This window comes from Alkalihalobacillus sp. BA299 (genome assembly GCF_017745675.1).
In the GTDB taxonomy this organism is placed as follows: domain Bacteria; phylum Bacillota; class Bacilli; order Bacillales; family Bacillaceae_F; genus Alkalihalobacterium.
Map to the genome: position 1 here is coordinate 246,176 of NZ_JAFLJM010000003.1, position 12,149 is coordinate 258,324.

Below are 12,149 nucleotides of genomic sequence, written 5' to 3' on the forward strand. Positions count from 1 at the left end.
ACCTCTTTCTTTAATAATAGTTTTTTATTTATTTTCAATGGAAACTATTCCAGTTTCTCCCAATTCAATATTACCTTGTTTTTGTAAGGCAATTTGTTGATCGTCTTTCAAATTCGTAAATACGATTGGGGTAATCGTTGAAGCTGCTTTTTCTTTTATTAAACTTAAATTCATTTCAAGAAGCTTTTGACCTATTGTAATTTCATCTCCCTCTTGAACGAACGTTTCAAATCCTTCCCCATTCATTTGAACCGTGTCAATACCGACATGAATTAATATTTCTTGTCCACTATTTGCAAGTATACCAATCGCATGCTTTGTAGGGAAGATATTAATAATCTTTCCATTTACCGGCGAACCGACAATTCCTTCTTGTGGCTCAATAGCAAAGCCATCACCCATCATTTTTTCAGCAAAAACTTTATCAGGAACTTCAGTGATAGGTAATAATTTCCCTTTTATTGGTGAACCTAAATCAATTGTTTTTGTTGTATCTTCTGATTGTCCATCAGATGAAGGGACAACTTTTGTTTCATCTACTTCTTGATCTTCTAAATCATTCATCAGTTCTTTTCCGTTAATAATATCTTTAATTAATCCTTTTAGTGAATCAGATTGAGTACCAAAGATCGCTTGGATATTATTACCCATTTCTAGGACCCCTGAAGCACCTAATTTCTTCAATTGCGCACTGTCGACTTCATTTGGTTCTTTTACAGAAACCCTTAGCCTTGTTATACAAGCATCTAAAGCAGTAATGTTATCTTTACCACCTAGAGCATGTAATACATTTTTCGCTAATTCAGTTTTACCGCCTTTAACAGCTGCTTCACTTGCTTGTGCTTCTTCTGGTTCACGTCCTGGTGTTTTTAAATTCCATTTTCTAATCGCAAACCGGAACCCAAAATAGTAAATAAATGCAAAACCAATACCTACTGGAATAACCAGCCATGAGTTTGTTGATAATCCCCAGTAGAGAACATAGTCAATAAAGCCTCCTGAGAATGTAAAACCAGCTTTGACACCGAGTAAGTCCATTATAACAAACGAAAATCCTGCAAATACACAGTGAATTAAAAATAATACAGGAGCTACAAATAGAAATGCGAACTCAATTGGCTCTGTTATTCCTGTTAAAAAGCTTGTTAATGCCGCAGACGCCATAATACCTGCAACTGCTTTTTTTCTTTCTGGTTTCGCTTCATGATAAATCGCTAACGCTGCAGCAGGAAGACCGAACAGCATAAACGGGAATAATCCAGCCATAAACGTCCCCGCTGTAGGATCTCCAGCAAAGAAACGTGTCATATCTCCTCTCACTACTTCTCCTGCAGCATTCGTAAACGACCCAAATTCAAACCAAAACGGCTGGTAGAAAATATGGTGTAACCCAAACGGGATGAGTGCTCTTTGAGTAAAGCCAAATACAAAAGCTGCTATTGTCGTACCTGTTTCCGTAGCTAAATGAGAAAACCAATCAATGACTCCTTGAATAGGAGGCCAAACAAATACAAAGATAATTCCTAGTAGTACTGCTGTAGCAGCTGTAATAATCGGAACAAATCTCTTCCCAGCAAAGAATCCTAAAAACGGAGGTAATTCGATATTATAAAACCGTTTATAGAGTGCAGCTGCTACAAGACCCATTATAATTCCACCGAATACACCTGTTTGTAACGTCTCAATTCCTAGAACCGTTACAGTTTCAGCTCCATAATAACCAGCCATAATCCCTAAGGTTGTATTCATGACAAGGTAACCGATGACAGCTGCTAAACCTGCGACACCTTCACCATCAGCTAAACCAATAGCAACCCCTACCGCAAACAATAGTGCTAAGTTCCCAAAAATTACTCCACCAGCTTCTGCCATGATTGGAATATTTAAAACATTTTCATGACCAAGACCGAGTAATAAACCCGCTGCTGGCAGTACTGATACTGGTGTCATTAATGCACGACCGACACGTTGCAATGTCCCAAATGCCTTTTTAAACATAACATCACCTCTTTTTGCTATTTCCTTTGTTGTTTTGAAGTCATTCATACTCAATAAAAGTAATCGTTTTCAGTCAATGCCTAAGAACTTCACTCTTTGCATATGTTTCAGTCACTATAGCTAAAATTGTTTCCATAGGCAGACGGCTTCATTTTCTTATACGATCCAACCACGGTTTGATGTATAAAAAAAGACATGAGTGAAAGAAAGCATACGAGTAGACATGACAAACCTATGGATAGATTGCCCAAGTTCTACTACATATACACTTCTTTTACTCATGCCTGATCGTATCAGTAACACGTAATTAGAGTGTAACTATTATTCACTTTGAGAAAGCCTTTGCAAATGCATCGCTAGATATACAGCTTCTGCATCAGCGACTTGTAATTGATAATGAGATTGAATGACCTTAATTAACTTCCATGCAAGATTATAGCATATCGGATACTCTTGCTTCAATAGCTTCACAAATTTTTCATTTAATTCAACCGTTTCTTCATGAATGACACGATCCATTACGTGGCGAAGGTGTGTAACAAGACGTGAATATTGTAGTGAGTGTCTAGCAATTTTTGTTTTTAAACCGTTTTCAATGAGTTCGATAAGCTTTATTATAAGTTTCGTGTCATCTTGCATTTCTGATAAAGGCTTATTTTCTATTGCACTATGGATGTGTAGAGCTACAAAGCCAATTTCATCTTTCGGTAACTGAAGCTTCAGTCGTTCATTAATAAAAGAAACGACCTGCTCCGCTATCTCGAATTCCTCTGGATACATGGACATCGTTTCATGTAAAAATGGATTTGTAATGATTATTCCTTGCTCAAGTCTCCTGATTGCAAAGGCAATATGATCAGTTAAGGCAATATGGATACGCTCATTTATTTTTTTATTTAACTTCTTTCTTATTAATACAATCGCTTCATTGATTGCCTCCATAATCGAATCATCTATTTGTAATAGCAGCTGTTTAAATTCTTCTTGTTGTTGTTCGTTAACGAGCTGGAAAAGTTGTTCTACACTTTGATGTGATATATAATCCCCTTGTTTTTTTCCAAAACCTATTCCTTTACCTATCAAAATAACTTCTTCTCCCTGTGAATTTACAGCGATGACTACATTATTATTTAGTGGTTTCTGAATTAAGTACATTCCCCTCATCTAGTTTTTCCTTTCTAAATAGCCTTTGTAAGTCATCGTAATCTCCCTCTTCTTTTTTTTCAAGTATAACGTTAATAAAAGTGAGACAAAATAGAAAGGAAAATTTTAGTTTGTTAGTAGTATATTCCGTTTATGACATTATTTATTTACTTAATTTAGGGTGTTTTCACAAAGGAGGATCTTGTCCGTGGAAGTAGGAACTGCAAAAGTAGAAACTGGTAAAAAAGAAAAAAGCGTAATATGGGACTGGCTCACAACAGTAGATCATAAAAAAATTGGAATCATGTATTTAGTCGCTGGTACATTTTTCTTTGTAAAAGCAGGAATCATGGCACTACTAATTCGTATACAGCTTATGTATCCTGAAAACATATTTATTAGTGGTCAAACATTTAATGAACTCATAACGATGCATGGGACATTGATGTTATTTATCGCCATTACCCCATTAATTTTAGGATTTATGAATTACATCGTGCCACTTCAAATCGGTGCCAGGGACGTCGCATTCCCATTCGTAAACGCTTTAGGCTTTTGGATTTTTTTAGCTGGGGCCACTTTAATGAGCTTATCTTGGTTTTTTGGTGGGGGTCCCGATGCTGGCTGGACGGCATATGTTCCTTTGTCTGCCAGAGATTATGCAGGTCTAGGATTAGACTTTTATGTTCTTGGATTACAAGTCAGTGGAATTGGTACTTTGATTGCAGCAATTAATTTCTTAGTAACGATTGTTAATATGCGTGCTCCTGGGATGACTTTAATGAGAATGCCTTTATTTGTATGGACGACATTTGTTGTATCAACATTAATATTGTTTGCCTTCACTCCACTCGCTGCAGGGTTATTGTTATTAATGTTAGATCGAGTCTTTAGCGGTCAATTTTTTACGCCTGACATGGGTGGGAACGCCATAATATGGCAACATATCTTTTGGGTATTTGGACATCCAGAAGTATATATCCTTGTTCTACCTGCTTTTGGAATTATTTCAGAGGTCATACCTGCCTTTTCAAGAAAACGGCTATTCGGATATACAACTATGGTGTTTGCTACAATCTTAATTGCTTTTCTTGGCTTTATGGTTTGGGCTCACCACATGTTTACAGTAGGTATGGGACCGATTGCAAACTCTGTTTTTGCTATTACAACGATGTTAATTGCAGTTCCGACAGGTGTAAAAATATTTAATTGGTTATTTACAATGTGGGGCGGAAAAATTACATTTAATACTGCCATGTTGTTTGCCTCTTCATTCGTACCAACATTTGTTCTCGGTGGAGTTACTGGTGTAATGGTAGCGATGGCGCCTGTTGATCTCTTGTACCATGACACGTATTTTATCGTTGCTCATTTTCATTATATCGTTGTTGGGGGTATCGCTCTTGGTCTATTTGCTGGTCTGTTTTATTGGTATCCCAAAATGTTTGGACATCGTTTAAACGAAACGCTTGGAAAACTATTTTTTTGGATTTTTTATATTGGCTTCCACTTAACTTTCTTTATCCAGCATATACTCGGCCTAGTAGGAATGCCACGCCGTGTCTACACTTACCTTGGCGATCAAGGCTGGGATCTGATGAATTTCATTAGTACGATTGGGACGTTCTTCATGGCCATGGGTGTCATTTTACTTGTCATTAATATCATCTATTCTGCTTTTAAAGCAGAAAGAATCGCAAACGGTGACCCGTGGGATGCAAGAACACTTGAATGGTCCATTCCGAATCCTGTACCTGAATATAATTTTGCACAAACTCCGCAAGTACGATCATTAGATCCATTATTTTATGAGAAAGTTCATGGTAGCGGTAAGATGAAAGCCGCAGAACCATTGCAAGATATTCATATGCCAAATGGTTCTATTCTACCACTGATTATGGCCATTGGATTATTCTTTGTTGGGTTTGGATTTATCATGATGAATATGAATGATCCTTGGATAGACCCTTACATCGTCATGGGTGGAGGCTTTGTTATTACGATTATTTCTATGATCATCCGCTCCGTTAAGGAAGACCATGGTTATTATATTGCAAAGAAAGATATTAAAGCGGAAGAAATGGGATAATTCATCCCCCCTTTACTTCACCTTGCATTTGAAGTAAAGGGGGTTTTTTATTAATTAAGCAAAGTTCACTAGACAGACACAGTTATAACCTTCTTATAATTAGAAAAAAACTCGCCGAACGGCGAGCCTTGAGAGCGACAAGACAGGTGGGGGACACATTGACCTTCAATACATACGACTGTTTTACAATGATATTAAAGCAGCTTTAATTCATATATTTGTAAAAATAAAAGAAGCTGACTCAAGTATTGAAGTGTCTTTCAGCTCTAGGATATGATAGAACTACTTAAAAAGCAGACTATATATCATGAGGAGTTGTAACACTTAGGAGTCAGCCTCGTTTTAATCAAATCTCGAGTTCACCTAGACGTATTAACTCGATCACTGCTTGGGAGCGCCCCTTAACCCCAAGCTTTTGCATCGTGTTAGAAATGTGATTGCGAACTGTTTTTTCACTAATGAAAAGCTGCTGAGCAATTTCTTTCGTCGTTTTGTCTTGAACCAATAGCTCAAATACTTCTCGTTCCCTTTTTGTAAGTAAGGGTTTTGGTCCGTATTCTGCTCCTTTCAATGAATTCACCCCTTCTTGCTCAGGCTGTACACCAAAGAGGCTTCAAATAAGAGAATTCTAAACGTATGGACGGTTCAGTTAAACTCTTACAGAAGGTATTTAGTCAAGATAGTATATGTACTCTATAGGAACCTTGTGAATTCATATCCGCATAAAATAGCTTTATATTCCCATTTTTTTTGAAATCGCATGAAATTTTTTAAATAATCACCCGTCTATATAAAAATTTAGCCTTTTAATAACAAAATAATGCTTGAACCCCTTCACATCGTTTCAGATAGTAATGCTCGTTCCTGTGCTAACTTTTTTCCATACTCTCTAGAAAAGCGCAAGCGCCCGTTTAGCGGCGTATAGACTGGAGCCCCACCGTATGAGATAAAGGAAACACGGTGAGTGTAATCGAGCCGATGTTGACTTATCGTAAGGAGGAGGAGCGAAGTCTACTAGACGCTGGGCGCTGTAGCTAGACAAGAAAAGCGCAAGCGCCCGTTTAGCGGCGTATGGACTGAAGCCCCACCGTATGAGATAAAGGAAACACGGTAAGTGTAATCGAGCCGATGTTGACTTATCGTAAGGAGGAGGAGCGAAGTCTACTAGACGCTGGGCGCTGTAGCTAGACAAGAAAAGCGCAAGCGCCCGTTTAGCGGCGTATAGACTGGAGCCCCACCGTATGAGATAAAGGAAACACGGTGAGTGTAAAGGGGGGAGCGAAGTCCACTAGACGGTGGGCACTGCAGCTAGACACAAAAAAACGACTCTCTTTTTCAGAGAGTCGTTTTGATTTAATAGATTATTAATAGCCACCAAAGAAGTTTTTAAATGATTGAATCGTTGTTGAACGGTTAAGTGCCGCAATGGAAGTTGTTAATGGAATACCTTTAGGGCAAGACTGAACACAGTTTTGTGAGTTACCACAATTCGTAAGCCCTCCGTCTCCCATAATCGATTCTAAACGCTCTTCTTTATTCATTTCTCCTGTTGGATGGGCATTGAATAAACGTACTTGAGAAAGTGGCGCTGGTCCGATAAAGTCGGATTTACTATTCACATTTGGACAAGCTTCTAAACAAACACCACAAGTCATACATTTAGAAAGTTCATACGCCCACTGACGTTTTGTTTCAGGCATACGTGGTCCAGGACCTAAATCATACGTTCCATCGATTGGGATCCAAGCTTTTACTTTCTTTAATGAATCGAACATACGGCTACGGTCAATAACTAAGTCACGAACGACAGGGAAAGTCTTCATTGGCTCCACACGGATTGGTTGTTCTAATTGATCAACAAGTGCAGTACAAGATTGACGTGGCTTTCCGTTAATGACCATTGAACATGCTCCACACACTTCTTCTAAACAGTTCATCTCCCAGTTTACTGGTGTCGTATTTTCCCCTTTAGCATTTACTGGATTACGGCGAATTTCCATAAGAGCCGATATAACGTTCATATTTGGACGGTATGGAACTTCAAACTCCTCTGTATATGGGGCGCTGTTAGGATCTTCTTGACGAGTTACGATAAATTTTATTAATTTGTTTTCACTCATGATTTAGCAGCTCCTTGCTTCTTCGACGTATAGTCACGTTTACGTGGTGGTATTAAAGATACGTCAATATCTTCGTAATGGAATTCAGGGTTACCAGTAGAAGCATTATATTTAGCCATCGTTGTTTTCATGAATTCATCATCGTTACGATCAGGGAACTCCGGCTTATAATGTGCTCCACGACTCTCATTACGGTTATAAGCTCCAAGTGTAATTACACGAGCAAGATTTAACATACCATTTAATTGACGAGTAAATGAAGCTCCTTGGTTACTCCATTTCGCAGTATCAACAATATTAATGTTTTTGTAACGCTCCATTAATTCTTGAATCTTCTCGTCTGTTTTTAACAGCTTATCATTGTGACGAACAACTGTTACATTATCAGTCATCCACTCACCAAGCTCTTTATGAAGAACATACGCATTTTCTTTACCATCCATTTTTAGAATGTTATCATAGCGTTCTTGCTCTTTCTTTTTCTCTGCGTCAAATACGCTTGAAGAGACAGCATCAGCAGACTTTTCTAAGCCTTTAATATATTCAACAGCATTAGGGCCAGCTACCATACCACCATAAATTGCAGATAGTAATGAATTAGCACCTAAACGGTTTGCACCATGCTGAGAATAATCACATTCACCCGCTGCAAATAATCCAGGGATATTTGTCATTTGGTTGTAGTCAACCCACATACCACCCATTGAATAGTGAACAGCAGGGAAAATTTTCATAGGTACTTTACGAGGATCGTCACCCATGAATTTTTCATAAATCTCAATGATCCCACCTAGTTTAATGTCTAGTTCTTTAGGATCTTTATGAGAAAGATCTAGATATACCATGTTTTCACCATTAATACCTAGTTTTTGCTCAACACAGACATCAAAGATTTCTCGAGTGGCGATATCACGTGGAACAAGGTTACCGTAAGCAGGATACTTTTCCTCTAAGAAATACCATGGCTTACCATCTTTATACGTCCACACTCGGCCACCTTCACCACGGGCCGACTCACTCATTAAGCGCAATTTGTCATCACCAGGAATGGCAGTTGGATGGATTTGAATAAACTCACCGTTTGCATAATATACACCTTGCTCATATAAAGAAGCCGCAGCGTATCCTGTATTAATAACTGAGTTTGTCGATTTACCAAAGATAATTCCAGGTCCACCTGTAGCCATAATTACTGCATCAGCTGCAAAATGATGGATTTCCATCGTTTTTAAGTCCTGTGCAGTAATCCCGCGACAGACACCTTCATCATCCATAATGGCAGATAAGAATTCCCAACCTTCATACTTAGTTACAAGACCAGCAACTTCCCAACGACGAACTTGCTCATCTAATGCATATAGTAACTGCTGACCAGTTGTTGCGCCTGAAAACGCAGTACGGTGATGCTGTGTCCCACCGAACCGACGGAAATCTAGTAAACCTTCTGGTGTACGGTTAAACATTACCCCCATACGGTCCATTAAATGGATAATTCCAGGTGCAGCTTCACACATCGCTTTAACAGGAGGTTGGTTTGCTAAGAAGTCTCCACCGTATACTGTGTCGTCAAAGTGTTCCCACGGTGAGTCACCTTCACCTTTCGTATTTACAGCACCATTAATTCCACCTTGAGCACATACGGAGTGAGAACGTTTAACCGGAACTAATGAAAATAGATCGACTGGTACGCCTGCTTCCGCTGCTTTAATGGTTGCCATTAATCCGGCTAAGCCACCACCGACAACAATAACTCTTCCTTTACTCATCATCACTCACTCCTTAAATGTTTGCTAGTTCTGGATTAATAAATGCTAAGATTGCACGGATACCTACCCAAGAAAGGGCTACGAAGATACCGAGTGTTACATACGTAGAAATAACTTGCGAACGAGGAGTAACAGTAATACCCCAAGATACTGCAAATGACCACAATCCATTCGCAAAATGGAAGATTGTAGCGATGACACCAACAAAGTAGAACACTAACATAAATGGACTACTTAAAATATCAGCCATCATATTATAATTAACCTCTGCTCCGAAAGCAGCTTGGATACGAGTCTCATATACGTGCCATACAACGAAAATTAATGTAATGACACCTGTAATCCGTTGTAAAATGAACATCCAGTTACGGAAAAAGCCATAATGACTAACATTATTCTTAGCTTGAAAAGCAATATAAAGTCCATAAATTGCATGATAAAGTAATGGAATAAAGATTATAAAAATCTCTAAAAAGTAACGGAATGGAAGATTTTCCATAAAATGCGATGCTTGATTAAAAGAACTAGCACCTCTTGTAGCAAAATGGTTAACAATTAAGTGTTGGACTAAAAATAATCCAACTGGAATAACACCCAATAATGAGTGCAGCTTCCGGTTCATAAACTCTCGGTTTCCAGCCATACTAATGTCCCCCCACAATTTTTTTTTGACTTTTTAGCAGCTTGTCCTCTAGTTATCTCTTTTCTTTGCGCTTATAATGCTGTACCTCCCTACTTTGACTTATGTAAAGCATTAATAGTGAACACACACTTAAGATAAAATATGAAACTTTAATAAAGTTTCTGTGAATAATTTACGACAAATTTATTGTACTCCCATCGACTTGTATCGTCAAGAAAACGTATACAGGATATATTCAAAAAATTCAATTTAAAATACAATGACTTATTGATAGATTGTACTTTAGTAGAATAAAACCCGTATATGAAAAAAAAAGAACAATAAAGAATTCTCATAACATTTTCTCATATTTTGTCGCTTTTGTAAGAAAAAATAATAAAATTGACTTTAATTTCTTCTCATTTATAGATTTGTCATTTTTTAAACTTTACTGTCGAATTTACTAACCAATAATAATTCGCTCTGTTGGATATTTATAATGGCTTTTCGTTTCTTTTCGACGAATTGAAAATAGAAAAGCAATCAAGCCAACTCGTCCGATAAACATTAATATCATTAATATGAATTGACTGGCTAGACTTAAATCAGCTGTGATCCCCATGGAAAGACCACACGTTCCGAAAGCGGATGCTGTTTCAAAAATAATTGCCATTAATGCAATATCATTTCCATTTTCAAAAGCTGCTATCAAAATAACAGCACTGAATAATAATAAGATAAAAACACTCAAGACGATAAATGCTTTTTGACGATCTTCAGGGTGAATCTCTCTGCCAAACACTTTAACATCGGATTTACCTAACGCAAAACTCCAAATCGTTAAAAACATGACAGCTAATGTCGTTGTTCGAATACCGCCACCTACGGAAGATGGGCTTGCTCCAATAATCATAAGACCCGAAATAAATAACAGTGTAGCTAAACTTAACTCGGATACGTCCATCGTAGCTAAACCACCGCTTCTAGCTGTTGCTGAATTAAACAAAGAAAAAAATAATTGCTGATGCCATGCTAACCCTTCATAAAAATGTCCTAATTCAAGCAACCAAATACCGATTACACCAATTAAGAAAACAGCAAAATAAGTCGTTGTTGTTATCTTTGTAAATAAGCTAAATTTAAAGTTTGGATTTTCTTTTGAGAAGTATTCCCTTATTTCCAATAAAACAGGAAAGCCTATCGCTCCTGCAAAAATGAGTAAGATCACGACAAGTTGAACGTAATAGTCATTTGCAAACGGTATTAAAGACTGACCTGTGATATCAAAACCAGCATTTGTAAATGCACTTAATGAAGCAAAAGCTCCTTGATAATAGGCTTCTCCAACCGTATCAAAATAACGAATATAATATGTACCTAGGATTAAGGCCCCAATTAACTCAATGATTAAGGCAACAAATAAAATACCTCTCATTAAATTAACAAGACCCGAAAATGTATTTTGGTTTTGATCAACCATAATGAGCATCCGTTGTGATAAGATAATTTTTTTTCCAAACAACATCCAGACAAATGTTCCTAACGTCATAATACCAATGCCACCTAATTGAATTGCTAACGCCAAGAAAAAGATCCCAATATAACTGTATGTTTCTGGAACATTAACGACCGTTAAGCCCGTTACACTAACAGCACTTACAGAAGTAAATAACGCTTCTGAAAAGGTTAATTTTACACCTGCTTGCTGCGATATTGGTAAGTACAACAGGATACTAAAGAGAACCATTGCAATAATATATGACAATAATATAATTCGAAATGGTGTGAGAAACTGGTTTAGGGCTAATTTCATACACTTTACCTCCGCATTCTTTCGCGGTTTAGTATACCATGATTAATTTTAGAAAGTAAATTTAAAATCCAACAAATTGAACATAGAGAAAAACGAAATGAGTGATTATAATAAGTAATAAGAGAGGGGTTTACATAAATGAAGAAAACTGAGCAAATCTTATTTAATAGTGAGCAAGCCGTTCCATTACTTGGTCACCATTTAATTCGAAATGTTCTCATGTCTAATTTATTAGGAAAAGACCATGAAAATATTTTGTACTGGGCTGGAAAAAGTATTGCTAGGGAATATCCACAAGAAAATATTGAAGCAGTTATCGACTTTTTTTCCAAAGTCGGCTGGGGAGAGCTTTCGCTTATAAAAGAAAAAAAAGATGAAATAAACCTACAACTCGTTTCACCTTACCATAAAGAAAAGATTACAGTAACTTACCAATTAGAAGCAGGATTTTTAGCTCAACAAATGGAGAGCCAAAAGAAGCTAATGACTGAAGCAATTGTCCAAGAAAAAAAAGATAAAGTACTAATAACCTTAAAATGGGATTTGAAAGACCCAACAGAATAAGAAAATGGCTTAGAGGCAAATCTCTAAGCCATTT

Annotated in this window: 9 protein-coding genes; 2 read left to right on the forward strand and 7 right to left on the reverse strand. The window is 37.3% G+C overall.

Going from position 1 to position 12,149, the window contains the following annotated elements:
- Window positions 1–24: 24 nt before the first annotated feature.
- Both ptsG and glcT read right to left on the reverse strand, forming a co-directional pair.
- Window positions 25–1,998 (reverse strand): glucose-specific PTS transporter subunit IIBC, encoded by a 1,974-nt coding sequence (ptsG, locus tag J0N78_RS05550; RefSeq protein ID WP_209122027.1) that lies wholly within the window; start codon window positions 1,996–1,998, stop codon window positions 25–27.
- Window positions 1,999–2,319: 321 nt separating this feature from the next.
- Window positions 2,320–3,162: a glucose PTS transporter transcription antiterminator GlcT gene (glcT, locus tag J0N78_RS05555; RefSeq protein ID WP_209122028.1), complete on the reverse strand. Its 843-nt coding sequence runs from the start codon at window positions 3,160–3,162 to the stop codon at window positions 2,320–2,322.
- 187 nt (window positions 3,163–3,349) lie between these two features.
- Here glcT and ctaD point away from each other — a divergent pair, with 187 nt between their 5' ends.
- Entirely contained in the window at window positions 3,350–5,230 is a 1,881-nt protein-coding gene (ctaD, locus tag J0N78_RS05560) for a cytochrome c oxidase subunit I (RefSeq protein WP_209122029.1), read from the forward strand.
- A gap of 346 nt (window positions 5,231–5,576) precedes the next feature.
- Here ctaD and J0N78_RS05565 read toward each other — a convergent pair whose 3' ends face one another.
- The 5 genes from J0N78_RS05565 to J0N78_RS05585 form a co-directional block, all read right to left on the reverse strand.
- Window positions 5,577–5,801, reverse strand: a complete 225-nt coding sequence (locus J0N78_RS05565) for a helix-turn-helix domain-containing protein (RefSeq protein ID WP_078555411.1) — start codon at window positions 5,799–5,801, stop codon at window positions 5,577–5,579.
- Between the two features lie 793 nt (window positions 5,802–6,594).
- Window positions 6,595–7,350, reverse strand: a complete 756-nt coding sequence (sdhB, locus tag J0N78_RS05570) for a succinate dehydrogenase iron-sulfur subunit (protein WP_209122030.1) — start codon at window positions 7,348–7,350, stop codon at window positions 6,595–6,597.
- Window positions 7,347–9,116 (reverse strand): succinate dehydrogenase flavoprotein subunit, encoded by a 1,770-nt coding sequence (gene sdhA / locus J0N78_RS05575; RefSeq protein WP_209122031.1) that lies wholly within the window; start codon window positions 9,114–9,116, stop codon window positions 7,347–7,349. Before sdhA ends, sdhB begins: the two co-directional genes overlap by 4 nt.
- Before the next feature lie 13 nt (window positions 9,117–9,129).
- Window positions 9,130–9,759, reverse strand: a complete 630-nt coding sequence (locus J0N78_RS05580) for a succinate dehydrogenase cytochrome b558 subunit (protein WP_209122032.1) — start codon at window positions 9,757–9,759, stop codon at window positions 9,130–9,132.
- Between the two features lie 442 nt (window positions 9,760–10,201).
- On the reverse strand, window positions 10,202–11,551 hold the full coding sequence (locus J0N78_RS05585) for a TrkH family potassium uptake protein (RefSeq protein ID WP_209122033.1): 1,350 nt from the start codon (window positions 11,549–11,551) through the stop codon (window positions 10,202–10,204).
- A 138-nt stretch (window positions 11,552–11,689) separates the two neighbouring features.
- Between J0N78_RS05585 and J0N78_RS05590 the strand changes: the two genes are divergently transcribed.
- Entirely contained in the window at window positions 11,690–12,115 is a 426-nt protein-coding gene (locus J0N78_RS05590) for a YslB family protein (protein ID WP_209122034.1), read from the forward strand.
- Window positions 12,116–12,149 lie beyond the last annotated feature (34 nt).